Source organism: Rhodococcus sp. SJ-2 (assembly GCF_053750035.1).
The window spans coordinates 5,139,002-5,164,122 of the sequence record NZ_CM132340.1 but is presented as its reverse complement, the minus strand read 5'-3'; the positions used below and the strand labels follow the sequence as shown (position 1 = coordinate 5,164,122).

Sequence of the window (25,121 nt, the reverse complement as noted above, 5' to 3'; positions counted from 1 at the left end):
GATACCGTAGGCGCATTGATCGTCGCGATGGACGGCCCATCGGGAACGGGCAAGTCCAGCGTCTCCAAGCGGCTCGCACGCCACCTCGGCGCTGCATACCTCGACACCGGCGCCATGTACCGGATCGCGACCTTGTACGTGCTGCGCCGGGGCGCTGACCTGACCGACCCTGCCGCGATCGCCGAGGCTGTCGCCGGCCTGCCCTGGTCGATCGGTACCGACCCCGACGTCGAGGACATTCGACTCGACGGCCAGGACGTGCGCGGAGAGATCCGCGGCGGGGAGGTCACCGCAGCGGTCTCCGCCGTCTCCGCGGTCCCCGAAGTACGCCAACTGCTCGTCGCTGCGCAGCAGCGTCTCGGACTCGCAGCGCACCGAGTCGTTGTCGAAGGACGCGACATCGGCACGGCGGTATTCCCGGATGCCGATGTGAAGATCTTCCTCACCGCATCCGCGGAAGCACGCGCACAGCGCCGCAACGCCCAGAACATCGTGGAAGGCCGCGGTGACGACTACGACGCGGTACTCGCGTCGGTGCAGCGCCGTGACCACCTTGATTCCACACGCGCAGTGTCGCCTCTGCGCGCCGCGGACGACGCCGTCGTCGTGGACACCAGCGACATGGACATCGACGAGGTGACCTCGATGCTGACGGCACTGGTCACCGAACAGACGGGAGCGGCGCTGTGAGCGACGACGTCACAACGGAGTACACCGACGAGGGTTCCGACGGCACCTGGTCCGAAGAATCGGACTGGGACCTCGACTTCGAAACCGGAGCCGAACTCGAAGAGTTCGTGCCCATCCCGACAGTCGCGGTTGTCGGCCGCCCCAACGTCGGAAAGTCCACCCTGGTCAACCGCATCATCGGTCGCCGGGAAGCCGTCGTAGAGGACATCCCGGGCGTGACCCGCGACCGCGTGTCGTACGAGGCGAACTGGAACGGCCGACGCTTCATGGTCCAGGACACCGGCGGCTGGGAACCCGACGCCAAAGGGATGCAGCAGTCGGTTGCTCGTCAGGCCGAGGTTGCCATGCGTACCGCCGACGCGATCCTTGTCGTTGTCGACGCCACCGTCGGCGCGACATCGGTCGACGAGGCCGTCGCCAAGGTGCTGCGCCGGTCGAAGACGCCGGTGCTGCTCGTCGCGAACAAGGTCGACGACGACCGCGTCGAAGCCGAAGCCGCGGCATTGTGGTCGCTCGGGCTCGGCCAGCCCTATTCGGTGTCCGCCACGCACGGTCGTGGCACCGGTGATCTGCTCGACGACCTGCTCGAGAAGATGCCGCCCACCCCGCGTGAGGGCACGGGTGGGGGAGGACCCCGCCGTGTCGCTTTGGTCGGCAAGCCGAACGTCGGGAAGTCCAGCCTGATCAACAAGCTTTCGGGCGACGAACGTTCGGTGGTGCACGACGTCGCGGGTACCACCGTCGACCCCGTGGACTCGGTCGTCGAACTCGGTGGCAAACCGTGGCGGTTCGTCGACACAGCAGGCCTGCGCAAGCGGGTCAGTCACGCGTCTGGCGCCGAGTTCTATGCCTCGCTGCGCACCCGGGCGGCGATCGACGCCGCGGAGGTGGCGGTGTTGCTCATCGACGCCTCGCAGCCGATCACCGAACAGGACCAGCGGGTGATCACCATGATCGTGGAATCCGGTCGCGCACTGGTGATCGCGTTCAACAAGTGGGACCTCGTCGACGAGGACCGACGTCATGAGTTGGGCCGCGAGATCGAGCGTGATCTGCTGCGGGTGCCGTGGGCGGCGCGAGTCAACATTTCGGCCAAGACCGGCCGTGCCGTGCAGAAGCTCGTGCCGGCGATGGAGACCGCGCTCGAATCATGGGACAAGCGCATCTCCACGGGCCGGCTCAATACCTGGCTCAAGGAAGTGGTGGCCGCGACTCCGCCGCCGATGCGTGGGGGACGCTTGCCCCGTGTGATGTTTGCTACCCAGGCAGCGACGCGTCCGCCGACGTTCGTGTTGTTCACCACCGGCTTCCTCGAGGCCGGTTACCGCCGCTTCCTCGAACGGAAGCTGCGTGAGGAGTTCAACTTCGACGGCAGCCCTGTCCGGATATCCGTGCGAGTGCGGGAGAAGCGCGACCGCCGCAAGTAGACCCGAATCCCCGGAAACGGCGCTGACCAGCCGATTCGCCTTTCGGTCCGCACCTGTTGTAATCTCAACGAGCGCTCGACGAGAGCGCGGGCGGGCTGTGGCGCAGCTTGGTAGCGCACTTGACTGGGGGTCAAGTGGTCGCAGGTTCAAATCCTGTCAGCCCGACCGAGAAGCCCCGGTGAGATCTGATCTCACCGGGGCTTCTTCGTATCGCGGGGCCGGCACCGCGCCGGCCTGCGCTACCGCCGGCAGGCGAATGTGCCGTCCGTGCGGCGGCGGACCGATCCGGGAGATAGGCCTGTGATCCTTTTGAAGGCCTTCGAGAACGCCGCTTCCGACTCGTAGCCCGATCTCGACGCGAGTTCGGCGATCGTCGCGCCGTCCTGCAACGCGACGGTCGCCGACTCCATCCGCCAGCGACCGACGTACCGCATTGCGGGTTCGCCGACCAGCTCGGTGAACCGTGCCGCGAACGCAGACCGCGACATCGCCGCTTCCCGCGCGAGAGACTCGACTGTCCACGGCCGCTCGGGGGCGTGGTGAACCGCGGCGAGCGCACGGCCCACCTGTGGGTCCTGCAGAGCGCCGATCCATCCGTGTCGGGCCGCCGGCGCGGAGTCGATCCAACTCCGGATTGCCATGATCACAAGAATGTCCGCCAGTCGAGTGAGCACCGCTTCGCCACCGGGCTGCACGTGCTGCGCTTCCTCGGCCATCAACGACAACACCTGTGTCGGCGCGCTGTGCCTCGCCGACCCGGTCGTGTCCATCCGCAGGAGGGGCGGCAGCAACGCCACCAGACGTCGCGCAGTCGGATGATCGAACTCGACGACCCCGCACACCAAGGTGGAGTGCTCTCCACCTCCGCCGTAGTGCAGAACCGAATAGTGGTCGCCGATCATCGTCTGGGGGAGTAGATCCACGCGTCCCCGACTCCCCGTGCCGGTGATGCTCGGGTCGCTGCGCATCACGTGCCCCGAGCCGTGCGGGACGATGACGAAATCCCCGGGGAGGAGCCGCGCTGATGCCGAACCGGGGACCTCGAGCCACATTTCGCCAGAGACGACCAGATGGAAGCTCACGCTGTCGGCCACCGGTGGCATCTCCAGCGCCCATGGCGCGCTCAACTCCGACCGACAGTAGAAGCCGCCGCGCATGCGCAGCAGGTGAAGGGCATGTGCGAGGGGATCGACCGGTGTCCACGGATAGAGCACGTCGGCGGTCTCCCGAACCCTGTCGATCGTCATATGTCCACCCTCGCCGCTGGGTATCCATTCGTCCAGCCCCGTAGGACGAATGAACACAAGGGACGGACGGAGAACCATAGAACGTCTCGAGGAACGTTCATACGGTGGACACATCGTCCCCAACGAACTCAGGAGAACATCATGAAAGTACTCGTCATCGGCGCCACAGGCGGCTCCGGTCGCGCAGCCGTCACCGCACTCCTCGCCCGCGGCCACGACGTGACCGTCATGGTCCGCACACCCGACGCACAGCACACATTCGGCGACCGAACCCTAGGCGTGATCGGGGACGCCACCTGTCTCGATGACGTCGACCGCGCGGTCCGCGGACAGGACGCTGTCATCGTCACCCTCGGCATCACCGAGAACCCCGTCCGAGTGCGGCTGCGCGGCCCGGCGCATACTGCACTCGACGTGCGGTCCACCGGCACCCGCAACATCATCGACGCGATGCAACGTCACGGTGTGCGGCGCCTGATCGTCCAGACCACCTACGGAGTGGGTGACACCGATGGCCGCCTGCCGTTGCGTTACAAGCTCATGTTCTCGCTGCTTCTCGGGCCACAGGTCGCCGACACCGTGATCCAGGATCGCTTCGTGCACGAGAGCGGCCTCGACTGGACCCTCGTACAACCGGTCAACCTGACCGACTCGACCGACGGCGGAGAGGCGTTCACCTCGACAAGCGGCGAGATCACAGGCTGGCAGGTCGCGCGCAACAAGGTCGGTCGGGTTCTCGCCTCCGCTGTCGACGACGAAGAGAACGTGCGGCGAACCGTGTCGGTGTCCTGAGCCGGGATCCGTCGAAAGGCTCCGCGAGTGAGCGGGAAAGGACACGATGAGAAACGGCAATGCGCAGAGTCCCTCTGTGTAGTGCCGACTCATCCTCCCTCCGAACAGATCAGGAGCTCGCGATGACCACTCGACTCAATCCGTACATCAGCTTCCGTGACAACGCGCGTGACGCGATCGAGTTCTACAAGACCGTCTTCGGCGGGGAACTCGATATCAGCACGTTCGGGGAGGGGCAACCTACCGGCGACGCCGCGGTGGACAGCAAGGTAATGCATGCGATGCTCACCACCGACAGCGGTTTCGTGCTCATGGCCTCGGACACGCCCCCGGGAATGGACCATACCCCGGGAAACAACTACTCGATATCCCTCAGCGGCGACGACGAATCCGAACTCCGCGGTTACTGGAATGAACTCGTCGCCGGCGGCACCGAGGCGCTGCCCCTCGAGAAGGCGCCCTGGGGAGACAGCTTCGGAATGTGCATCGACAAGTTCGGTGTCCAGTGGATGGTCAACATCAGCGGCAGTCCTGACTGATCGAGCGGGAACCCGCACACGCGCTGGACGCGCGACTCAACCGAGACGCGCGTCCAGTTCGCGTACCAGCTTCGCAGGAGCAGTCTCGCGGAACGACATGTCGATCAGTTCCGCAACCTCCGCCCAATCCACCTCCCGGCGGCCGAGGTCGTACCCGATCCACCCCGACGGACCCAGATACATCGGCAGATACGTGTGGGGTTCACCGAGGAGGGCAAGACGTTCGTCGCGCTCGGGCTTGACGATCAACGATCGAGGAAACGGGGCCCGGGTGTCCTTCTCGGAGCCGCCGTAGACCGCGAACGAGGTCTTGGTGAAGAAGAACGGACGGCCGTGCGAGACCTTCTCTCGTGCGCCCGGGTATGCGAGGGCGAGGGTGCGCACCCGAGCCAGCAACGGATCCGTGTCGTCGAACATGATCGGATGCGGCATGAATGTACCTTACCGTCGCAGGGCCGAAAGCCCCTCGCGGAGGAGGGGTTCCACAGCATCACCGAATGCACTGAAGCCGTCGCCCACGGTCTGACCCTGCAGGAACCGGAAATGAATACCTTCGAGGATCACCGCGAGCTTGAAATAGGCCAGGCCGAGATGAAAAGCCATCCCCGACAGGTTCCTGCCGCTCGCGTTTGCGTAGCGCGACACCATCGCGTCCTCGCTCAGGAACCCCGGGGCACGCGATACGGTCGACACCGGTACTGGCCCGTCCCGGTCCGCGAGCTGTTGGTAGACCACGAGAAGCGCGACATCGGTGAGCGGATCGCCGAGGGTCGCCATCTCCCAATCCAGCACCGCCGCAACCTGATCACGTTCGTCGATGAGTACGTTGTCGAGGCGGTAGTCGCCATGCACGATCGCAGCGCCGCTTGCCGAAGGCAGGTGCTCGACCAGTAACCGGTGAAGCTCGTCGGCACCGTCGAGCGTACGGCTCCGGGACGCATCGAGCTGAGTCTTCCATCGGTGCACCTGTCGTCCGAGGAAGCCCTCGGGACGGCCGAAGTTCGCGAGCCCCACCGTCGCAGGCTCCACCGCGTGGAGTCTCGCCAGCGTGTCGATCGTCCGCTCGGAGATCGCACGCACCCGATCCTCCCCGAGCGGAGCGAGTTCCTCGGCAGTACGGAAGGGCGTGCCCGGGACCAGATCCATGAGGTAGAACGGTGCGCCGATGACCTCGGTGTCCGTGCACAGGAGATGAGTACGCGGCACAGGCACCTCGGTTCCTGCCAGCGCCGTGATCACGCGGTGCTCGCGTGCCATGTCGTGCGCGGTCTCCAGTACATGCCCGAGCGGTGGGCGCCGCAGGACCAGCTCCCGCTCACCGTTGCTCACACCGTAGGTGAGGTTCGATCGCCCGCCGCTGATGAGGCGGGCGGTCAGCGCCCCGTCGAGCAAACCGGGGGCGGCGGTCTGCAGATGGGTGCGAAGTACTGCGGTGTCCAGTCCTGCGGGGTCGGCAGCCATGATGTCCTCCGCGGATTTCGGTGGGGTTCGGCGGAACCTGGGAGAGAGCGTAGTCGCAACTGAATACACCTGTCCCCACAGGTAGAAGGATTTCGGATTGCACGGAATATCGAGTTAAACCGAAATCGCGTGAGATAATGTCGCACCATGTCCGTATCGAACGCACTGACGCACACAACACTTCAGGACTCGCTTGCCTGCTTCGAGTCGCGTCGGATTCCGCTCGAAGGGCGCCGCCATGCAGCGGTCGTCATCGCTGTTCTGAACGATGATGCAGGCAATCCCGTCATGCCTCTGACCCGCCGGCCGACGAGATTACGTGCACATCCCGGCCAGTTCGCGCTCCCCGGCGGGCGACTCGACCCCGGGGAGACACCCGAGGAAGCGGCGCTGAGGGAACTGCACGAGGAGCTCGGACTCGACGCCGCGCCGAACTCCATCGTCGGGCGCCTCGACGACTACGTCACCCGATCCGGATATGTGATGTCACCGTTCGTCGTGTGGTCCGACACAGCGATCGCCGATCTGAAACCGAGCCCTGACGAGGTCGACGTCCTGTTCTCCGTCACGGAGACCGAACTGGACAGCGAGCCTCGATTCGTGGATATCCCCGAGTCCGATAAGCCGGTCATCCAGTGGCCGTTTCGTGGTCACCTCATTCACGCACCCACCGCCGCAGTGGTCTACCAGTTCCGTGAAGTTGCCCTCCATGGTCGGCACACTCGTATCGACGGACTCGAGCAACCGGTGTTCGCATGGCGCTGACCACCTCGCGACGACCCCCACGGCCGGTGTGAAAAGGTTGGTGGACCGTACCGCGTAGATCAGACAGGGGGCACGATGGGTGACGTGACCACTCCGGACGACGTCCGCCCGGGTGCCGATCGCATCCTCACCATCCCGAACCTGCTCAGCTTCGTGCGGCTTCTCGGAATACCTCTCTTTCTCTACTTGATCCTCGTTGTCCACGCGGACGGATGGGCCCTCGCGATCCTCTTCCTCAGCGGATTCACCGACTGGGCCGACGGCAAGCTCGCCCGCCTGCTCGACCAGGCGTCCCGGCTCGGCGCGCTGCTCGACCCCATGGTCGACCGGCTCTACATAGTGACCACGCTCCTCGCGTTGGTCGCGCGGGACGTCCTTCCGTGGTGGATCGCCGCGATCCTGGTCGGGCGCGAACTCGTGCTGGTCCCGACCCTCGCCGTATACCGGCGTCGGGGCATGCCCCCGCCCGACGTTCTCTACCTGGGTAAAGGCGCGACCTTCCTCCTCATGTGCGCATTGCCGCTGCTGCTGCTCGACCTGGCGTCACCCGCCACGTCCGTCGTGGCGCACCCACTCGGCTGGGCTGCCCTGATCTGGGGTTCGGCGCTCTACATCTGGACCGGGCTGCTCTACATCGGCCAGGCCGTATGGATCGCCCGTGCAGTGCCTCCGAACGAGGAGCGACCAGCCGAGTGAACCGTCGTTGGGAACAGATCCCCCGGAACCCGGTCCCCTCGCTGCTCAAGTCGCTGCTCGAGGACCACCTCGACCCCGGCTACGGTGCCGCCGCCGAGGACCGGGCAGCGGGTCGCGCTGCCGCATCGCCGGCACGCACCACGGTCTGGCTCGTCATCGGCTGCATTCTTGCCGGTCTCGTACTCGGCGCGGCCTACGCCGAAAACACCGATCGTGAACCGGGGGCAGATCAGGCGCGCGCCGAGATCCTCGACTCGCTACGTACCAGTGAGGAACGCATCGCAACCCTTGTGGCCCGCCGCGATGAACTGACCGACACGGTCGAGCAGCGCAGCGCTGAACTGGTGGCCCACGATGCGGAGGGTGCGACGACTCTCGACGCGTTGCGCGCGGCGCAGATCGCGGCTGCCGGCGCGCCTGTCATCGGCCCAGGGATCACCGTCACCCTTTCCGATCCGACGGGTCGGCCGAACCTGTCGGACCCGTCTGTGCACGACACCGGCGACGCCGCGACAGTCCTCGATCGAGACCTGCAATCGGTGGTCAACGCGCTGTGGGCCGGCGGTGCCGAAGCAGTGTCGGTCGGCGATGTGCGCATCGGCCCCGGCGTCACCATCCGGCAGGCAGGGGGAGCGATGCTCGTCGACAACCGGCCGGTGTTCTCGCCCTACGTCGTCTCCGCCGTCGGACCGCAGGCCCAAATGCAGACGGATTTCGTGGTGAGTGACGCCTACCTCAGGCTCTCGGGCATCAAACAGCTCTACGGGGTAGGTTTCACGATCGCCGAGGCCGGAGAGCTCGAACTGCCTGCAGCCACGGTACGTACAGTCGAATCGGCTCGGGAAGCGGGGAATCGGTGAAGCACCTTCGGCACGGCCAGGCGCTGTATGCGGTGCTGGCACTCGTGATCGGCATCGTTGCCGGAATCGTGTTCAGTCCCCAGGTGCCCGACGTGGTCCAGCCGTACCTGCCGATTGCGGTGGTCGCCGCGCTCGATACGGTGTTCGGTGGATTGCGTGCCTATCTCGACGACATTTTCGACGCGAAGGTCTTCGTCGTCTCCTTCGTGTTCAACGTTCTCGTAGCCGCACTCATCGTGTGGCTCGGGGACCAGCTCGGTGTGGGCACCCAGCTCTCCACCGCGGTCATCGTCGTCCTCGGGATCCGCATTTTCGGGAACGCGTCGGCACTGCGCCGCAGACTTTTCGGGGCGTGAGCGATGGTCGAGGACACCTCCGAACAAGCTCTGTCGGGCACACCGGACTCCCGGCGCAAGCGCCGGGTGTACGCGATGCTTGCGATGCTGCTCGTCGCCCTGCTCGGCACGGCTATCGCCACCCAGGTGAAGAACACTGATACGGGGGACAACCTCGACTCCGCCCGCCCCGCGGATCTGCTTGTGCTCCTCGACAGTCTCAATCGACGCGAGGCGGCGCTGCGGCAAGAGATCACTGGCCTCGAACGCACTCTCGAAGGATTCGAGCAGAACGGTTCGGATGCTGCTCTGTCGGAGGCCCGCGCTCGTCTGCAGAACCTGTCGGTCCAACTCGGTACGGTTCCCGCGGCAGGGCCGGGTGTCGTCCTGACGATCGACGACCCGCTCGGCGGAGTCGGCCCGGAGGTCGTCCTCGACACGATCCAGGAATTACGTGCGGCGGGTGCGGACACCATGCAGATCACCGGAGCCGACGGAACAGCGGTGCGCATCGGCGTCGACTCGTGGGTCGGAGGGCAGGGCGGAGATATCATTGTCGACGATCGAAACCTCCCGGCGCCCTATACGGTTACTGCTATCGGGGACGGGCCGACGCTCGCTGCGGCGTTGAACATCCCCGGCGGTGTGGTGGATACGGTCGCTCGCCGCGGTGGAACTTTGACTGTCGAGCAGTTGTCGCAGGTCGAGGTGCCCGCCTTGCGGGAGATCGAACCACGCCAATACGCTCAGCCAGGAAACTGAAACAGACGTTCGTGCCGAATCGTCGCCTCCGAAAGGAACTGCCGTGAGTGAGTTCGAGACGCCCGCCGATCTGCGATACACCGCGGAGCACGAGTGGGTCCAGCGGACTGGGGCGACCACCGCCCGGATCGGCATCACCGACTACGCTCAATCCCAGCTCGGTGATGTGGTGTTCGTGCAGTTGCCGGACGCCGGATCCGTTTTCGCTGCGGGCGATTCGTTCGGTGAGGTCGAATCCACGAAGAGTGTCTCGGATGTCTATGCGCCCTTCGCCGCGACGGTCGCGGCGGTGAACGGCGACCTCGAGGCGAGCCCCGAGTTGGTCAACAGCGCGCCGTACACAGAAGGATGGTTGATCGATATCGAATCGAGTAGCGAGTCGGATCTCGACGCCGCCTTGGAACGGACCCTCGACGCCGCCGGATACAGAACGATCACAGAAGGATGAGATCCCCTGGGTGACGTAACCGCGACTACCTGCACCAGGGGCATGCGCAGGGTACGGTCGGGTATGGCGTGTGCCGTGTCCGACCGTGGTGGTGGCGAACGAATGACGATCGTCCGGGACTACCCGGACGATCGAACGGATAAGGAGAAACGGTGAGCGAGAACGGCAACGCGGGCTACGAAGAGACCCCAGCGGAAACCACTTCGGTGTTTCGTGCCGACTTCCTGAACGAATTGGAGAACACCGGCGCGGCTGCGACGACCGAAGCACCGGTCTCGGGAGTCGAAGGTCTTCCGGCCGGGGCGGCCCTGCTCGTCGTCAAGCGCGGTCCCAACGCGGGGTCGCGTTTCCTGCTCGACCAGCCCACCACGTCCGCCGGGCGACACCCCGACAGCGACATCTTCCTCGATGATGTCACCGTCAGCCGTCGTCACGCAGAGTTCCGCCAGGACGACGGCGAATTCCAGGTCGTCGATGTGGGAAGCCTCAACGGTACTTACGTCAATCGTGAGCCCGTCGACTCGGCAGTACTCGCGAATGGCGACGAGGTCCAGATCGGAAAGTTCCGTCTGGTGTTCTTGACCGGCCCGCGGGGCACTCAGGGCGCAGGTAGCTGATGACCGCTGCCCGCCAGCCGGCGCCGGCAGGTATGTCGATCGGGTCCGTGCTCGATCGACTCCGCCCGGAGTTCCCGGACGTGACGATCTCGAAGATCAGATTTCTCGAAGCCGAAGGACTGATCAGTCCGGAGCGCACACCGTCGGGTTACCGGCGGTTCTCGATCGCGGACTGTGAGCGACTCCGGTACGTGCTCACCGCGCAGCGCGATCAGTACCTCCCGCTGAAGGTGATCAAGGAACAGCTCGAGGCGATCGACCGTGGTGCCGCAACGGTGGGGGCCGTCGAAACTCGCCCCAAGCGACCGCGCCAGCTCGCGGTCGCGCGGGGCGAGGTTTCTCCCGAGGACCTTCGTACCGACCGCCAGATCCGAGTGGGTCGAGACGATCTCTGTGAACGGGCCGGTATCGACACCGTGTTCCTCACCGAGCTGGTGGGCGCGGGGCTCCTCACGCCGGGTGCCGCAGGCTTCTTCGACGACGATGCGGTATTGCTGGCGCGGACAGCGAAGGCGATGTCCCAGTTCGGACTCGAAGTCCGGCACCTACGCGCGTTCAAGTTGGCGGCAGACCGCGAAGCGGGCCTCGTCGCCCAGATCGCCGGTCCTGTCGCCAAGGGACGCGATGCAGGGGCGCGGGAACGCGCAGAAGAGATGGTTCGTGAGTTGGCTGCGCTATCTCTGACCTTGCACACGTGCCTCGTCAAGTCGGCGGTGCAGGGTTCACTCGATCGTTGACCTCGATCGTCGAGGCAGCCCTGCAGCAGTATTGAGCACGGGAAGCGGTGCACCTTCCGGATTCGGGCACCTGACGTACACGAACGAGCGCACTAGAATTCAGGCAGTACGTGTCAGCGACCACGCGACTGACAGGCACCGGGACGGAGGCGCCGCTATGAGCGAGATGAGGATAGTCGGTATCCGAGTCGAGCAACCCCAGAACCAGCCTGTCCTTCTGCTGCGCGAAGCAGAGGGCGAGCGGTACCTACCGATCTGGATCGGTCAGATGGAGGCCACCGCCATTGCGCTGGAACAGCAGGGAGTGGAGCCGGCCCGGCCGCTCACGCACGACCTGATCAAGAATCTTCTCGACGCGTTCGGTCATGCCCTCCTCGAGGTCAGGATAGTGGATCTTCAGGAGGGTACGTTCTACGCCGATCTCCTCTTCGAGGGGGAGATGCGGGTCTCGTGTCGTCCTTCGGACGCAGTTGCCGTCGCCTTGCGCACCGGTGCACCGGTGTTTGCCGAGGAATCAGTTCTGGCAGAAGCCGGCCTCGCGATGCCCGAGGAGAAGGAGGACGAGGTCGAGAAGTTCAAGGAATTCCTCGAATCGGTCTCGCCCGACGACTTCAAGGCAACCGACGGCTGATCTGCTCGTCGCGCCGACGGCTCGGGTCGAAGTTGTTCGACGACGCACTGCGACGAACCCGTGTAATGTCGAACGTTACTTTCCGAGTCGGCGTGTTGCTGCTCGACCTGAATCACACAGGGCGTACGCTTGGTTGATCCGTTACGGGACAAGTCGGGTGAACCGGGGGATGTACGGGATCGGATGCGGAGGAGATCCGCCTGGTCGGTGGTGGCGAGGGACAACGGGGCGCGCGAGAGGAAGTCACAAAGTGCGAGATCGGCCGCAAGGACAGCAACTCGGTGCCGGCACCGGCGATCGCGTGGCTCCGGTACCGGTATCGGACACTTCCGAGGATCTGCAGCCGGGGCTGTTTCCCGACAACTCGGTCCCCGATGAACTTGTCGGCTATCGGGTCCCGATCGCGTGCCAGATTGCAGGTATCAGTTACCGTCAACTCGACTACTGGGCACGAACCAATCTGGTAGTGCCTTCGATCAGGAGCGCGGCGGGTTCCGGAAGCCAGCGCCTGTACTCGTTCAAGGACATTCTGGTCCTCAAGATAGTCAAGCGCCTCCTCGATACCGGAGTCTCTCTGCAGAACATTCGCGTAGCGGTCGATCATCTCCGGAGCCGTGGCGTACGGGACCTGGCCAAGATCACCCTTTTCTCCGACGGCACCACTGTCTACGAATGCACCTCCCCGGAAGAGGTCGTCGACCTGCTCCAAGGCGGGCAAGGTGTGTTCGGTATCGCAGTCAGTGGGGCAGTCCGAGAATTGACAGGCAGTATCGCGGATTTCCCGGCCGAGCGCGCCGAGGGATACGACGTCGAAGAGAAGCCCGAGGACGAACTGGCTTCCCGCCGTCGAAACCGTATCAACCGCCGCATCGGATAGGGCATACGTCACCCGCCGGGAGAGCGTGGACTCGATCGGCCCGCTCGTGCTCTAGAATCGGTGTGCGTCGCCGTCCCGCGGGAGAGCCCCGGACCAACATGTCCGGGCGCCGAAGGAGCAGCACCTCCCCGTCAATCTCTCAGGCACCCAGGACCGCGTGAGCTACGACGTCTCTGGAAAGTGGTGGGAGCACCCACCCGCCCACGGGGAAAGGTTCGCCGACCAGGACCGAATCTCTCAGGCGCTCGCCTCGCGAGCTCAGGACAGAGGGGGAGGAAGCGCCCGTGCCGACCGAGCACGTGTGAACCTCGCCGACCAGCCTGGGAGCTGCGATGACAGATGCCGTCACCTGGAATTTCGCCGACCGTCACATCGGACCTGATGCGCAGGGAATGCGCCGGATCCTCGACGTTGTCGGAGTCGATACGCTCGAGAACCTCGTCGCAAAGGCGCTGCCCGCGGGCATTCTCGACCACTGTGCCGGCGAAGTGGCCGACGGGCTCGGTGTCCTGGATGCGCCGCTCAGCGAACACGAAGTTCTCGCCGGTCTGAAAGCCTTGGCGTCGCGCAACGCGGTCGCCACCTCCATGATCGGGCACGGTTACTACGACACGCTCACTCCGCCGGTGCTGCTCCGCAACATCATCGAGAATCCCGCTTGGTACACGGCCTACACGCCGTATCAGCCGGAGATCAGTCAGGGTCGGCTCGAAGCGTTGCTCAATTTCCAGACGATGGTCGCGGACCTGACCGGTATGGAAGTCGCGAACTCCTCGATGCTCGACGAGGCCACTGCTGCGGCGGAAGCGATGACCTTGCTGCGTCGTGCCAACCGCAAGTCCCAGAGCCACCGGTTCGTCGTCGATTCCGACCTGTTCACTCAAACCGCCGCGGTGCTCGCAACCCGCGCCGAGCCGCTCGGCATCGAGCTCGTCACCGTTGACCTTGTGGAGGAGGGACTGCCCGAGGGTGAGTTCTTCGGTGTAATCCTGCAGGTACCGGGTGCGTCGGGCCGAGTGTTCGACGTTGCGCCCGTGATCGATGCGGCACATGAGCGCGGTGCGATGGTCGCGGTGGGCGCGGACCTCCTTTCAATGACGCTGATGACTCCGCCCGGGGAGAAGGGCGCTGATGCTTGCTTCGGCACCACTCAGCGATTCGGGGTGCCCATGGGATTCGGTGGCCCACACGCGGGATATCTGGCTGTGAACGCTGCGCACACGCGGAATCTGCCGGGACGTCTCGTCGGTGTCTCGGTCGATGCTGACGGTGCCTCTGCCTACCGGCTTGCGCTACAGACCCGTGAACAGCATATTCGCCGTGAGAAGGCGACCAGCAACATCTGTACCGCTCAGGTGCTTCTGGCGGTTCTCGCCGCGATGTACGCGTCGTATCACGGCGCGGAGGGACTGACCGGAATCGCACGACGAGTGGCTGCTCATGCAGCCGGTCTTGCTGCGTCGCTGCGACGCGGTGGAGTCGCGGTCGTTCACGACGACTTCTTCGATACCGTCCTGGTCCGGGTTCCGGATCGCGCCGCCGAGGTTGTGGCGGCAGCGGCTGAGCGGTCGGTCAATCTGTATCTCGTCGACGCGGACCACGTGTCGATCTCCTGCGACGAAGCGACGACAGATGCACACGTGGCGAGTGTGCTTTCCGCGTTCGGTATCGCCGCCGAGGAGACGGTTGCAGCCGAACGAGCGTCCATCCCGGAGGCGCTCGGGCGAACCAGTGACTTCCTGAAGCATGAGGCGTTCACGAAGTACCGGACGGAGACCGCGATGATGCGGTATCTGCGACGGTTGTCCGACAAAGATCTCGCGCTCGACCGCACCATGATCCCGCTCGGCTCCTGCACGATGAAACTCAACGCCGCTGCGGAGATGGAAGCCATCACGTGGCCGGAGTTCGCGGGCTTGCACCCGTTCGCTCCCGCGGAACAGACCGTAGGAATCCGGGAACTGATCTCGGATCTCGAACGCTGGCTCGCCGCAGTAACCGGGTACGACGCCGTCACCTTACAGCCCAACGCAGGCAGTCAGGGTGAATACGCAGGTCTGCTCGCTATTCGGCACTACCACCTGAGCCGCGGTGACGACCACCGCGACACCTGCCTGATTCCGTCGAGCGCACACGGAACCAATGCCGCCTCTGCAGTCATGGCAGGTATGCGTGTCGAGGTGGTGGCGTGCCGTCCCAACGGTGACGTCGACCTCGACGATCTGCGAGCGAAGATCGCTGACCACGCTGAACGGCTGGCTGCGATCATGATCACCTACCCGTCGACCCACGGCGTCTACGAACACGAGATCGAGGACATCTGCGGTGCCGTGCACGACGCAGGCGGGCAGGTGTACATCGACGGCGCAAACCTCAACGCACTCGTGGGTCTGGCCCGACCGGGCAGGTTCGGTGGCGATGTGAGCCATCTGAACCTGCACAAGACCTTCTGCATTCCACACGGTGGTGGCGGACCGGGAGTCGGTCCGATCGGAGTTCGTTCGCACCTCACGCCGTTCCTCCCGGGGCATCCCGCAGTGCCGGGTCTCGGCGGCGTGGGGCCGGTTTCGGCTGCGCCTTACGGATCGGCGTCGATCCTGCCGATCACGTGGGCGTACATCAAGCTGATGGGTGCTTCCGGGCTTCGCCGGGCGTCGCTCACTGCGATCGCGTCGGCGAACTACATTGCACGACGCCTCGACGAGTACTTCCCGGTGCTGTACACGGGTGCGAATGGAATGGTGGCGCATGAGTGCATCCTCGACCTGCGTCAGTTGACCAGGGACACCGGTGTCACCGTCGATGACGTGGCCAAGCGTCTCGCCGACTACGGATTCCATGCGCCGACGATGAGTTTCCCCGTGGCCGGAACTCTCATGGTCGAACCCACCGAGAGTGAAGATCTGAGCGAGATCGACGAGTTCATCGATGCGATGGTCTCGATCCGGGGGGAGATCGACAGGGTCGGGGCAGGGGAGTGGGCGGTCGACGACAACCCGCTGAGAGGAGCACCGCACACCGCGGAGTGCCTGGTGGGGGAGTGGGACCATCCATATTCGCGTGAGATCGCGGTGTACCCGCTAGGGAAGGGGCGTGCGAAGGTGTGGCCGGCGGTCCGTCGAATCGACGGTGCCCACGGCGACCGCAACCTGGTGTGCTCGTGCCCACCGCTGGAGGCATACAGCAGCTGAGAGCCTGTGGCTGCGGGCATTGCCCGCAGCCACACTTCGAAGTTGAAGCATTCCGTACTATACGGAATAGCAAAATATACAGAATATCACCCCTTAGTAAACACGGAATCTCCCCTCTAAAACACACAGACGAAAGGTCCGTCTCGAGCAGCGGCGCAGCTACTTCTGTGTGACGAGCTCAAGAATAGAAACTTCGGGCGGAGTTGCGACGCGGACCGGCGGGCCCCACGCACCGGCGCCTTGTGACGTATAGATTGCGGTGTCGCCGAAGTGGTCCAGCCCGGTGACAGTGGGATTCGCAGCAGCGACGATGTATCCCAGGGGCCACATCTGGCCGCCGTGTGTATGTCCGGACAGCTGAAGGTCCACACCGAGATCCTGTGCTTCGAAGACGTGTTTCGGCTGGTGTGCGGCCAGAAGAACGAAGGTCTCCGGAGACAGCCCGTCGATGGCTCGGGGCAGATCCGCTGCATCCGGTGCGGGAGCAGTGTAGTCGTGCACGCCTGCCAGTGCGATCTGCTCGCCGTTGTGCGTCACGAGGACGTTTTCGTTTCGCAAGGTCTTCACACCCAGGGTTTCCCAGTGATCGAGCCAGGACGAGGCGTCGTCCGAGTAGTACTCGTGATTGCCACTCACTCCGTAGACCCCGAGAGGGGCACGAAGCTCGACGAGGGGCGCGAGGTCGTCGCCCACCAGCTCGATGGTGCCGTCGGCGAGATCCCCGCCGAGAACGATGAGGTCGGGTCGCTGTTCGTTGACCTGATCGACGACTCCCCGCACGAACCCGGCGCCCCGCGCCGGACCGACGTGCAAGTCGGTGATCAAGGCGACGCGGATGCCGTCGAACTCGTCCGGAAGCCCGGGCAGGGCGATGGTGGAGTGAACGAGCCGTGGATTGGCTGCCTCGACCAGACTTCCATAGCCGATCGTGGCGACGGTGGCGGCAACGAGAGAGCCCGTTGCGATCCGGAGTGCACGGCGTGGTGGTGGTAGGTGCGATGAGCCGGGTTCGTCCGAGGGGGACTTGCCACTGCGGAACCGTCGCACGAGCCGTGCCGCTAGGCAGAAAGCGCCGATGACGAGGAGCCCGAAGATCAAGTAGAGACCTGCGGCGAACCAGCTGTAGCCGAGGAAGCCCAGCGGACGTGCCCATGCGGGGTCGAGAACAGTGCCGGTGACGGACGCGACCAATGCGGTCGCGAGTAACGCTACGAGGACGATATCGGCCGTCAGTGCAGCTCTCCCGGTGAGGCCTGGCGCTCGTACGAGGCGACGGTGGAGCCAGTAGGTGATGAGGGCGAGGAACGTCCCCGCGACGAGTAGTCGGATCACGGTCAGGAGGTGAGCTTTCGGAGTAAGGCGGTCAGATCGTCGTTCGCGATGGTGGCGAGCGTGGAGTACGACCCGCCGGTGCGGTCGGTGAGGTCTTGCAGTGTCTCGGAGTCGGTGACATCGTCGCCGAGTACGACGATGTCTACCCGGACCGGTGATGCGCTGTCGGTGAGCTCGCTGATTCCGTCGAGAAGCTCTTCGCCTGTACCCGTGCTGGAATCGACGTCGGTGTTCATCTCGTCGCCGTCCAGGCTCTCGTCGTCGCTGTCGAGGATCACGAGCACCGAGTTCGGTCTGGACGGATCGTAGTTGTCGACGGCATCGGCGTATGCGGCGAGGATCGATTCGTACACCGGCGCAGTCTCGGTGGGGATGACGGCGTCGAGTGCAGAATTCAGCGCCGCACGCTGCTCGCCGGTGAGCGCGTCGCGAGCAACAGCGACTCGGGAGGGCGATGTGTCGTCGAAGACATGTATCCCGAAGATCGAGGAGTTCGGGGAACGGCGGAGGACGTTCTCTATTGCGGTCGCGGTGTCGTCGAGTCGGGTGGTACCACCTGCTGCGGTGGCGGCCATGGAGGTGGTGGTGTCCACGAGCACGGTCGTTTTGACAGGCTGTTGGGGATCGAGGCGGATGTCGAGGAGCGCGTCGCCGGCGGATGGATCTGCCGGGGCGAGGACATCGGCGACCGGCGCGAATGCGAAGTCGGATCGATCGGGGGAATCACCGTCTTGGTTCCGGAATCCGGCATCGATGAAGCGTCGGGCCTGGTCGGGGTTGCGCACGTAGTCGATGAACTGTCCGGCGGCCCGGGAGAGTGTTTCGTCGATCCAGGGGGTGCTCGGGACCACTGCTGGGAAGTCGGCGATGGGCGTGGCACCTGCGGGACGGAATCCGGCGAGGTCTGCGGCGGTTCCGTCGGTGACTGCGTCGTGCAGTTGTTTTTCTGCCACGGGCACTGCGTGGATCGGGGAGTCGGGGGCGGTGTTCGTGGCGAGTGCCGTGAGCGCGTCCGCGGTGGAGGGGCCTGCCGCGATGTCGAGTGCGTCGGCTCCGAGCGCGAGTTCGGTGATAGCAGTCACGACGTCCGGTGACCGCGCTTCGTCCTGGGTCAGTGGTCCTGCCCCGGTGGTGGCGACGGCTTCGAGGGCGGGCAGGGTGGCATCGCTGCCTGTTCCGGTGGGCAGTGCCATGCGCAGAGATTCCCAAGGGGCCAGGCCGAGTGCGCCGAGGGATCCGGGGACGGACTGCAGCGACGGTAGGTCGCGCCAATCGATCCCGGCCGTGGTGAGTCCGTTGTTCAGGGCTGCGGGGGTCGCGAGCACGATCGGTGAGGTGGCGAGGGATCGACGTTGTCCGCTCGCGCTCGAGCCCGCGCGGTCGGCGGCGCGGGTGTCGATGGGGACCCAGAGAGCGGGTTCGGGTCCGAGTTCGGGGTTCCAGGTGCCGTCGGCGAGGGTCGCGGCGGCCGTGGTGGATTCGGTGGAGGTGACGTGAGCGGTGACGCAATAGTCGCGGATGACGGGTGCGACGTCGGTGTTCCACGTGTCGGCGAGGTCGGCGAGGGTGGGGGCAATGAGCGGGTCGGCGGCGATCCGGAGTTCGACGTCACCTTCGACACAGGTCCTGGCTGCTTCGGTGGCCTGTTCGTCGATTCGGTTGCGGAGTTGGAGCCAGCCGACGATGCCGAGAACCAGGAGGGCGACCGCGACCACGGAAACGACGATGCCTGTGCTGACTCCACGTGTTCCACCGGATCCGCGATGTCGAGCCACTTGGTTTCTCGCCCCGTTTCGTTGTGGTCGGGCCCCAGCAGTCTAGTGAGGTGTCGAGGGTGCCGGTCCATGCCTGCCCCGGTGGTGTGACGATGGGCCCCGATCCACGCGGATCGGGGCCCATCGCTCCTCCTTGGGGGTGCCGGGGTCAGGCGCCTGCGGCCTTGTACTCCCGGCGGCGACGGTGCAGGATCGGCTCGGTGTAGCCGCTGGGCTGCGTGCCACCTTCGAGGATCAGTTCCTTCGCGGCCTGGAAGGCGATGTTGGTGTCGAAGTTCGGCGCCATGTTCCGGTAGGTGGCATCGCCTTCGTTCTGACGGTCGACGACCGGAGCCATCCGCTCGAGGGCGGCGACGACGTCATCTTCGGTGACGACACCGTGGCGGATCCAGTTCGCGAGGAGCTGGCTCGAGATGCGCAGCGTCGCGCGGTCTTCCATCAGTGCGACGTCGTGGATGTCGGGAACCTTGGAGCAGCCGACACCGGCGTCGATCCAACGGACCACATAACCGAGGATGGACTGGCAGTTGTTGTCGAGTTCTTCGCGTTTCTCGGCGTCGGACCAGTCGGTGCTCTCGGCGAGCGGGATAGTGAGGATGTCGTCGACGGTGGCGCGGGGCGCGCCCTTCAATGCGTCCTGCACTGCGAAGACGTCGACCTCGTGGTAGTGGGTGGCGTGCAGGGTGGCGCCGGTCGGGGACGGGACCCACGCGGTGTTGGCGCCGGCTTTGGGCTGGCCGATCTTCTGCACGAGCATGTCGGCCATGAGGTCGGTCATGGCCCACATGCCCTTGCCGATCTGTGCCTTGCCCTGCAGCCCGGCGGCAAGTCCGGTGTCGACGTTCCAGTCCTCGTACGCGGCGATCCACTTCTGCTGCTTCATGGCCGCCTTGCGCACGACGGCGCCGGCCTCCATGGAGGTGTGGATTTCGTCGCCGGTGCGATCGAGGAAGCCGGTGTTGATGAACACGACGCGCTCGGAGGCGGCCTCGATGCAGGCGGCGAGGTTGACGGTGGTGCGGCGCTCCTCGTCCATGATGCCGACCTTGAGGGTGTTGGCAGGAAGGCCGAGCACCTGTTCGACGCGGCCGAACAGTTCGGTGGTGAAGGCGGATTCCTCGGGGCCGTGCTGCTTGGGCTTGACGATGTAGATCGAGCCGGTGCGGCTGTTGGCCAGGGCGCCGTGTGCGTCGTCGGTATGCAGACCATGGACGGCACAGAGGCTGGTGATCAGGGCGTCGAGGATGCCTTCGGGGATTTCGTTGCCGTCTGAGTCGAGGATGGCGGGGGTGGTCATGAGGTGGCCGACGTTGCGCACGAACAGCAGGGAGCGGCCATGCAATTCGAGGTCGTTGCCGTCGATACCGGTATAGACGCGGTTGGCGTTGAGGGTGCGGGTGAGGGTCTTGCCGCCCTTGTCGAACGACTCGGTCAGATCGCCGCGGTTGAGTCCGAGCCAGTTTCGGTAGCCGAGGGTCTTGTCGTCGGCGTCGACGGCGGCCACGGAGTCCTCGAAGTCCATGATCGTGGTGACGGCCGATTCGAGGACGACGTCCTTGACTCCGGCGGCGTCAGTGCCGCCGATGGGAGAATCCGCATCGATCTGGATGTCGATGTGCAGGCCGTGGTTGCGCAGCAGTATCGAGGTGGGGGCGCTCGGTTCGCCGAGATAGCCGACGAGCTTGTCGGGTTGTGCGAGTTCGGTGACGGTGCCGTCAGCGAGCGTGACCTTCAGTGCGGTGCCGTCGATGATGTAGTTCGTCGAGTCGGCATGACTGCCTGAGGCGAGAGGTGCGGCCTTGTCGAGGAAGTCGCGTGCCCAGGCGATGACCTTGTCGCCTCGGACCTTGTTGTAGCCTGCGGTCTTCTCCGCGCCGCCCTCTTCGGAAATGGCGTCGGTGCCGTACAGCGCGTCGTAGAGCGAACCCCACCGGGCATTGGAGGCGTTGAGCGCGAAGCGGGCGTTGAGGATCGGCACCACGAGCTGCGGGCCTGCGGTGGAGGTGATCTCGCTGTCGACTCCGGCGGTGGTGACCTCGAAGGGCGCGGGCACGGGGACGAGGTAACCGATTTCTTCGAGGAAGGCCTTGTAGGCGGCTGCGTCGTGGGGCGTTCCGGCGCGGTCGCGGTGCCAGGTATCGATCTTGGCCTGAAGGTCGTCGCGCTTGGCGAGCAGGTCGCGGTTCTTGGGGGCGAGCTCTTCGACGATCTTGTCGGCGCCGGTCCAGAACGCCTCGGCGTCCACTCCGGTGCCGGGGAGCGCCTCGTTGTTGACGAAGTCGTAGAGCACCTTGGCGATCTGCAGTCCGCCGACGGTCACGCGTTCAGTCATTACCCTCACTCTTTCCGGTTGCTGTGCGCCCGGTGTTGTTGCGTTCCGGGAGCCGCACGAAAATTCACCAATTATGTTACCCGCCGGTAGCTAGGGGCGTACGTCGGTTCGGCGCGCGCGCAGGGCGGTGCATCGTTCGAGCAGGTCCTGTCGCAGGTCCGCGGCGCGAGAGGTGAGCGCCGACTGCTCGCGGACGTACTGTGCGCGTCCGGCGGCAGTCTCGATCGTGATGGGCGAGTAGCCGTAGTCGCCCAGATCATACGGGCTCGCCCTCATGTCGAGTTCGCGTGCCACGGCGGCGTGCCGGAAACAACGCAACAGCAGGTCCGAATCCACCAAGGGGGAGAGCTTGTAACACCACTTGTAGAGATCCATCCCCGCATGTAGACACCCGGGTTGCTCGCGATCGAGTTGGGTGTCGCGGGTGAGGGGTTCGAAGTTGCGAGGCGCGGCTTCCGGGGTGAAGAACCGATAGGCGTCATAATGACTGCAGCGCAGCTGCATTGATTCCACCACCGCATCCGTTCCGGCGTGACCGAGCCGCAGCGGCACCGCCGAATGCCGCACATCGTCACTGCTCGTGCGGTACACCATCGCCCATTCGTGGAGCCCGAAACAGCCGAGCTGAGCGGACCTCGAACCAGTGCGAGTCAGCAGATCGGTCACGAACTCGACGGTGCCGGACCGACGCTCGAGGGTGTCGGAGCTCACCCGGACCCCGGGCGTGCCGTCGATGACGACCCGCTCGTAGGCGGGATGGTTTCGGTATTCGCGACCCGCCCCGAGCAGAACGGTGCCGAATCCGGGGTGCCACCGCCGCAGCTGAGCGGGCCGGTGACTGTAATACGTGAACAGGAAATCGTGAACGGGATGTTTCTCGTGCGCCGCGCGCCGGCGCAGATACGCGGCGAGCAACTCGTCGACCTCGTGTCGATGTCGGTCGCGGCGCGCGGTCCATTGGCTCTCGGTGAGGATCACCTCGCGGTGGGCGGTCGGGGTCTCGGTCACTCGGGTGTGCCTCCTGTGCGTTTCCCGGGAGTGGGATCGGTGATGCGGTGGGTGGCGTCGCGGACCGTGCCGACGAATTCTTCGACCAGGTCTTCGAGGGCGACGATGCCGAGCGTGGCGCCGGTGTGGTCGACTACGCAGGCGAGGTGGGAGCGGGCGCGGCGGAGCTGGGACAGGGCATCGTCGAGTGCGGTGTCGAGCGGGAGCGGCGGGAGCGGTCGGATGGTGCCTGGTGGAATCACGGTGTCGGGGCCTGCAGTGTGGTCGTGGACGAGGTCGAGGATGTCCTTGACGTGGAGGTATCCGGTGTAGTCGCCGGCGGCAGTGCGCGTGGGATAGCGCGAGAACCCGGTGGTGGTGACGGCCAGTTCGATGGCGCCGAGGGCGACACCGGCAGTGGTGGCGGGCACGGTACGGACATCGTCGACGGGGATGAGGACGTCGGAGACGGTGCGTCCTCCGGTGTTCAGTGCGTGGGTCAGGCGGCGGTGTTCTTCTTCGTCGATCAGGCCTTCGGATCGTGATTCACCGATCATCTCGGTCAGTTCACCTGCGGTGACGGTCGCGTCGAGTTCGTCTTTGGGCTCGATACGTGCCAGTCGCAACGTGATGTTGGCGCACCAGTTGTAGAAGGCGATCAGGGGGCGGGCGGGGCGCATGAACTGCAGGTGGATCGGGACGAGGAGCATGGCGGTGCGTTCGGGCCCGGCGATCGCGATGTTCTTGGGCACCATCTCGCCGAGCAGGATGTGCAGTGTCACCACGAGCGTGATCGAGACGGCGAACGCGATGGGGTGCAAGAGTGGGGCGGGGAGGCCGATCAGGTGGAGTGGGCTCTCGATGAGGTGAGCGATGGCGGGTTCGCCGACGCGACCGAGGAGGATCGAGCAGATCGTGATGCCGAGTTGGGAGCCGGCGAGCATGAGGGAGAGGTGTTCGCCGGCGGTGATGACGGTGTGGGCACGCTTCTTGCCTTGGGCATGAAGCGCTTCGAGTCGGTCGCGCCGGGCGGTGATGAGGGAGAATTCGGCGCCGACGAAGAAGGCGTTCCCGGCGAGGAGAAGTATGGTCAGGGCGACGGCGAGCAGGTCGTTCATGGCTGCTCCTGACCCGGATCGTCGTGGCCGGTGGGGGTCAGCAAGAGACGGTCGATGCGGTGTCCGTCCATCTCGAGGACGCGGGCGAGCCAGGGGGACTCGTCGCGGTCGCGGGCGGGGAGCGGAATCTCGTCGTGAACCTGGGGGATACGACCGAGTTCGGTGAGGATGAGTCCGCCGATCGTCTCGTAGTCGCCGTCGGGAGCACGGTAGCCGGTCAGTCGTGTGACCTCGTCGATGCGCAGGAGCCCGGAACACGCCCACCCCTTGTCGAATGGCAGGGCGGCGGGTTGTGGTTGGTCGTGTTCGTCCCGGACGTCTCCGATGATCTCCTCGACGAGGTCTTCCATGGTGACGATCCCGGCGGTGCCGCCGTATTCGTCGGCGACGAGGGCGACCTGCATTCCGTCGGCGCGGACGCGTTCCATGACGGTGTCGCCGTCGAGGGTCGACGGCACGATCGGCACTCTTCGGGCGAGATCCCGGACTGCGGTGGTGCCGCGTCGGTCGGCGGTGACGGTGAACGCGTGTTTGACATGGACAACGCCGAGCGTGGAGTCGAGATCGGCATCGATCACCGGGAATCGGGAGTATCCGGTGCGTGAGGACAGTTCGATCAGGTCGAGGACGGTGTCGCGGTGATCGAGGCATTCGACGGTCACGCGCGGGGTCATGAGGTCTTCGGCAGTGCGTTCACCGAAGCGCAGCGAACGGTCGACGAGGCGGGCTGTGGATTCGTCGAGGACACCGCCTTCAGCGGAGGCGCGTACGAGAGAGCCGAGTTCCTGAGGGGAGCGTGCTGAGCGCAATTCTTCGGCGGGTTCGATGCCCAAGCGTCGCACGATGCGGTTGGCGGTGCCGTTGAGGCCGTTGATGGCCCAGCGGAAGACCAGCGAGAAGCCGGCTTGGAGGCCGGCGGTGGTGCGGGCGGTGGCCAGGGGCCGGGAGATGGCGATGTTCTTCGGGACGAGTTCACCGAAGATCATGGAGAACGACGTTGCGAGGACGAGCGCGACGATCAGGGACAGGGTGCTCGCAGTGTTCTCGGACAGCCCGATGGCACCGAATACGGGGTCGAGGAAGCGGGCGAGGACGGGTTCGGCGAGGTAGCCGGTGATCAGGGTGGTGATGGTGATGCCGAGTTGGGCACCGGACAGCTGGAACGAGAGAGTGCTGTGGGCGTGTTGTACCTGGCGGGCGCGGGTGTCGCCGTCCCGGGCGTGTGCTTCGACGGTGCTGCGTTCGAGGGCGGTCAGGGAGAACTCGGCAGCGACGAACAGTGCGGTGCCTGCGGTGAGTGCGACGAAGCCGAGGAGGCTGAGGATGGACAGGGCGACGGACATCAGTGCCGCTCCGGGGTGGCGGCGGATTCGGCCGGGGGCGTGCCGATAGTGGGTGCCGCGGGCACCGTGTTCCTCTCGTCCGGCCCGGGATGGATGGTCTGGTCCCGGACGGTGTGGTGAAAGTGGTCATTATAATTCGGGGGTCGTGGGCTGTCTCGT

General features: G+C 65.3%; 24 protein-coding genes, 1 tRNA gene and 1 riboswitch. Of the genes, 16 read left to right on the top strand and 9 right to left on the bottom strand.

Annotated features, from left to right (window positions below; genetic code table 11):
• The first annotated feature begins 27 nt into the window (after positions 1 to 27).
• The 3 genes from cmk (at position 28) to ACSYG9_RS24110 (ending at position 2,282) form a co-directional block, all read left to right on the top strand.
• Positions 28 to 690 (top strand): (d)CMP kinase, encoded by a 663-nt coding sequence (gene cmk / locus ACSYG9_RS24120; RefSeq protein WP_440127785.1) that lies wholly within the window; start codon positions 28 to 30, stop codon positions 688 to 690.
• Positions 687 to 2,117: a ribosome biogenesis GTPase Der gene (der, locus tag ACSYG9_RS24115; protein ID WP_440124837.1), complete on the top strand. Its 1,431-nt coding sequence runs from the start codon at positions 687 to 689 to the stop codon at positions 2,115 to 2,117. The genes cmk and der overlap by 4 nt, the downstream gene beginning before the upstream one ends.
• A 91-nt stretch (positions 2,118 to 2,208) precedes the next feature.
• A tRNA-Pro gene (locus tag ACSYG9_RS24110) sits at positions 2,209 to 2,282 on the top strand.
• 74 nt (positions 2,283 to 2,356) lie between these two features.
• Here ACSYG9_RS24110 and ACSYG9_RS24105 read toward each other — a convergent pair.
• The gene (locus ACSYG9_RS24105; protein WP_440124836.1) at positions 2,357 to 3,364 is read right to left on the bottom strand and encodes a cupin domain-containing protein; all 1,008 of its coding nucleotides are present in this window, start codon (positions 3,362 to 3,364) and stop codon (positions 2,357 to 2,359) included.
• A gap of 141 nt (positions 3,365 to 3,505) precedes the next feature.
• On the opposite strand from ACSYG9_RS24105, the gene ACSYG9_RS24100 reads away from it, so the two are divergent.
• The gene (locus ACSYG9_RS24100; protein ID WP_440124835.1) at positions 3,506 to 4,156 is read left to right on the top strand and encodes an NAD(P)H-binding protein; all 651 of its coding nucleotides are present in this window, start codon (positions 3,506 to 3,508) and stop codon (positions 4,154 to 4,156) included.
• A gap of 122 nt (positions 4,157 to 4,278) precedes the next feature.
• Positions 4,279 to 4,695, top strand: coding sequence for a VOC family protein (locus tag ACSYG9_RS24095; protein ID WP_440124834.1), 417 nt, complete (start codon positions 4,279 to 4,281; stop codon positions 4,693 to 4,695).
• Between the two features lie 36 nt (positions 4,696 to 4,731).
• On the opposite strand, the gene ACSYG9_RS24090 is transcribed toward ACSYG9_RS24095, so the two are convergent.
• A complete protein-coding gene (locus tag ACSYG9_RS24090) occupies positions 4,732 to 5,127 on the bottom strand; it encodes an MmcQ/YjbR family DNA-binding protein (RefSeq protein WP_440124833.1) in 396 nt (131 codons plus the stop codon).
• 9 nt (positions 5,128 to 5,136) lie between these two features.
• Positions 5,137 to 6,156: a phosphotransferase gene (locus ACSYG9_RS24085; RefSeq protein ID WP_440124832.1), complete on the bottom strand. Its 1,020-nt coding sequence runs from the start codon at positions 6,154 to 6,156 to the stop codon at positions 5,137 to 5,139.
• 147 nt (positions 6,157 to 6,303) lie between these two features.
• Between ACSYG9_RS24085 and ACSYG9_RS24080 the strand changes: the two genes are divergently transcribed.
• The 11 genes from ACSYG9_RS24080 (at position 6,304) to gcvP (ending at position 16,075) form a co-directional block, all read left to right on the top strand.
• Positions 6,304 to 6,921: an NUDIX domain-containing protein gene (locus tag ACSYG9_RS24080; RefSeq protein ID WP_440124831.1), complete on the top strand. Its 618-nt coding sequence runs from the start codon at positions 6,304 to 6,306 to the stop codon at positions 6,919 to 6,921.
• 75 nt (positions 6,922 to 6,996) lie between these two features.
• Complete coding sequence (locus tag ACSYG9_RS24075; RefSeq protein WP_440124830.1) at positions 6,997 to 7,617, top strand: CDP-alcohol phosphatidyltransferase family protein; 621 nt, start codon at positions 6,997 to 6,999, stop codon at positions 7,615 to 7,617.
• Positions 7,614 to 8,477, top strand: coding sequence for a DUF881 domain-containing protein (locus ACSYG9_RS24070; RefSeq protein WP_440124829.1), 864 nt, complete (start codon positions 7,614 to 7,616; stop codon positions 8,475 to 8,477). The genes ACSYG9_RS24075 and ACSYG9_RS24070 overlap by 4 nt, the downstream gene beginning before the upstream one ends.
• Positions 8,474 to 8,833, top strand: a complete 360-nt coding sequence (locus ACSYG9_RS24065) for a small basic family protein (protein WP_378565832.1) — start codon at positions 8,474 to 8,476, stop codon at positions 8,831 to 8,833. Before ACSYG9_RS24070 ends, ACSYG9_RS24065 begins: the two co-directional genes overlap by 4 nt.
• A 3-nt stretch (positions 8,834 to 8,836) precedes the next feature.
• The gene (locus tag ACSYG9_RS24060; RefSeq protein ID WP_440124828.1) at positions 8,837 to 9,574 is read left to right on the top strand and encodes a DUF881 domain-containing protein; all 738 of its coding nucleotides are present in this window, start codon (positions 8,837 to 8,839) and stop codon (positions 9,572 to 9,574) included.
• A gap of 43 nt (positions 9,575 to 9,617) precedes the next feature.
• Positions 9,618 to 10,022: a glycine cleavage system protein GcvH gene (gene gcvH, locus ACSYG9_RS24055; RefSeq protein WP_440124827.1), complete on the top strand. Its 405-nt coding sequence runs from the start codon at positions 9,618 to 9,620 to the stop codon at positions 10,020 to 10,022.
• A gap of 152 nt (positions 10,023 to 10,174) precedes the next feature.
• The gene (garA, locus tag ACSYG9_RS24050) at positions 10,175 to 10,639 is read left to right on the top strand and encodes a glycogen accumulation regulator GarA (protein ID WP_169690162.1); all 465 of its coding nucleotides are present in this window, start codon (positions 10,175 to 10,177) and stop codon (positions 10,637 to 10,639) included.
• Positions 10,639 to 11,376, top strand: a complete 738-nt coding sequence (ftsR, locus tag ACSYG9_RS24045; RefSeq protein WP_440124826.1) for a transcriptional regulator FtsR — start codon at positions 10,639 to 10,641, stop codon at positions 11,374 to 11,376. The genes garA and ftsR overlap by 1 nt, the downstream gene beginning before the upstream one ends.
• A gap of 157 nt (positions 11,377 to 11,533) precedes the next feature.
• A complete protein-coding gene (locus ACSYG9_RS24040) occupies positions 11,534 to 12,007 on the top strand; it encodes a bifunctional nuclease family protein (RefSeq protein WP_169690164.1) in 474 nt (157 codons plus the stop codon).
• A gap of 250 nt (positions 12,008 to 12,257) precedes the next feature.
• Positions 12,258 to 12,884: a MerR family transcriptional regulator gene (locus tag ACSYG9_RS24035; RefSeq protein WP_374229952.1), complete on the top strand. Its 627-nt coding sequence runs from the start codon at positions 12,258 to 12,260 to the stop codon at positions 12,882 to 12,884.
• Positions 12,885 to 12,952: 68 nt separating this feature from the next.
• Positions 12,953 to 13,050: riboswitch (glycine riboswitch) on the top strand.
• Between the two features lie 166 nt (positions 13,051 to 13,216).
• Entirely contained in the window at positions 13,217 to 16,075 is a 2,859-nt protein-coding gene (gene gcvP / locus ACSYG9_RS24030) for an aminomethyl-transferring glycine dehydrogenase (RefSeq protein WP_440124825.1), read from the top strand.
• Positions 16,076 to 16,234: 159 nt separating this feature from the next.
• Here gcvP and ACSYG9_RS24025 read toward each other — a convergent pair whose 3' ends face one another.
• From ACSYG9_RS24025 to ACSYG9_RS24000, 6 genes are all read right to left on the bottom strand, one after another.
• Positions 16,235 to 17,407 (bottom strand): metallophosphoesterase, encoded by a 1,173-nt coding sequence (locus ACSYG9_RS24025; RefSeq protein WP_440124824.1) that lies wholly within the window; start codon positions 17,405 to 17,407, stop codon positions 16,235 to 16,237.
• Positions 17,408 to 17,409: 2 nt separating this feature from the next.
• Positions 17,410 to 19,122, bottom strand: a complete 1,713-nt coding sequence (locus tag ACSYG9_RS24020) for a substrate-binding domain-containing protein (protein WP_440124823.1) — start codon at positions 19,120 to 19,122, stop codon at positions 17,410 to 17,412.
• Positions 19,123 to 19,330: 208 nt separating this feature from the next.
• A complete protein-coding gene (locus ACSYG9_RS24015; RefSeq protein WP_440124822.1) occupies positions 19,331 to 21,514 on the bottom strand; it encodes a malate synthase G in 2,184 nt (727 codons plus the stop codon).
• A 90-nt stretch (positions 21,515 to 21,604) separates the two neighbouring features.
• Positions 21,605 to 22,522, bottom strand: coding sequence for a 3-methyladenine DNA glycosylase (locus ACSYG9_RS24010; protein ID WP_440124821.1), 918 nt, complete (start codon positions 22,520 to 22,522; stop codon positions 21,605 to 21,607).
• Complete coding sequence (locus ACSYG9_RS24005) at positions 22,519 to 23,619, bottom strand: CNNM domain-containing protein (RefSeq protein ID WP_440124820.1); 1,101 nt, start codon at positions 23,617 to 23,619, stop codon at positions 22,519 to 22,521. The genes ACSYG9_RS24010 and ACSYG9_RS24005 overlap by 4 nt, the downstream gene beginning before the upstream one ends.
• Complete coding sequence (locus ACSYG9_RS24000; RefSeq protein WP_440124819.1) at positions 23,616 to 24,962, bottom strand: CNNM domain-containing protein; 1,347 nt, start codon at positions 24,960 to 24,962, stop codon at positions 23,616 to 23,618. The genes ACSYG9_RS24005 and ACSYG9_RS24000 overlap by 4 nt, the downstream gene beginning before the upstream one ends.
• Positions 24,963 to 25,121 lie beyond the last annotated feature (159 nt).

What these genes read in the sequence shown, in the direction of transcription:
- cmk (WP_440127785.1), top strand. Translation starts at nt 28, where the DNA reads ATGGACGGCCCATCGGGAACGGGCAAGTCCAGCGTCTCCAAGCGGCTC.
- ACSYG9_RS24105 (WP_440124836.1), bottom strand. Translation starts at nt 3,364, where the DNA reads ATGACGATCGACAGGGTTCGGGAGACCGCCGACGTGCTCTATCCGTGG.
- ACSYG9_RS24100 (WP_440124835.1), top strand. Translation starts at nt 3,506, where the DNA reads ATGAAAGTACTCGTCATCGGCGCCACAGGCGGCTCCGGTCGCGCAGCC.
- ACSYG9_RS24095 (WP_440124834.1), top strand. Translation starts at nt 4,279, where the DNA reads ATGACCACTCGACTCAATCCGTACATCAGCTTCCGTGACAACGCGCGT.
- ACSYG9_RS24090 (WP_440124833.1), bottom strand. Translation starts at nt 5,127, where the DNA reads ATGCCGCATCCGATCATGTTCGACGACACGGATCCGTTGCTGGCTCGG.
- ACSYG9_RS24085 (WP_440124832.1), bottom strand. Translation starts at nt 6,156, where the DNA reads ATGGCTGCCGACCCCGCAGGACTGGACACCGCAGTACTTCGCACCCAT.
- ACSYG9_RS24080 (WP_440124831.1), top strand. Translation starts at nt 6,304, where the DNA reads ATGTCCGTATCGAACGCACTGACGCACACAACACTTCAGGACTCGCTT.
- ACSYG9_RS24075 (WP_440124830.1), top strand. Translation starts at nt 6,997, where the DNA reads ATGGGTGACGTGACCACTCCGGACGACGTCCGCCCGGGTGCCGATCGC.
- ACSYG9_RS24060 (WP_440124828.1), top strand. Translation starts at nt 8,837, where the DNA reads ATGGTCGAGGACACCTCCGAACAAGCTCTGTCGGGCACACCGGACTCC.
- ftsR (WP_440124826.1), top strand. Translation starts at nt 10,639, where the DNA reads ATGACCGCTGCCCGCCAGCCGGCGCCGGCAGGTATGTCGATCGGGTCC.
- ACSYG9_RS24040 (WP_169690164.1), top strand. Translation starts at nt 11,534, where the DNA reads ATGAGCGAGATGAGGATAGTCGGTATCCGAGTCGAGCAACCCCAGAAC.
- gcvP (WP_440124825.1), top strand. Translation starts at nt 13,217, where the DNA reads ATGACAGATGCCGTCACCTGGAATTTCGCCGACCGTCACATCGGACCT.
- ACSYG9_RS24015 (WP_440124822.1), bottom strand. Translation starts at nt 21,514, where the DNA reads ATGACTGAACGCGTGACCGTCGGCGGACTGCAGATCGCCAAGGTGCTC.
- ACSYG9_RS24005 (WP_440124820.1), bottom strand. Translation starts at nt 23,619, where the DNA reads ATGAACGACCTGCTCGCCGTCGCCCTGACCATACTTCTCCTCGCCGGG.
- ACSYG9_RS24000 (WP_440124819.1), bottom strand. Translation starts at nt 24,962, where the DNA reads ATGTCCGTCGCCCTGTCCATCCTCAGCCTCCTCGGCTTCGTCGCACTC.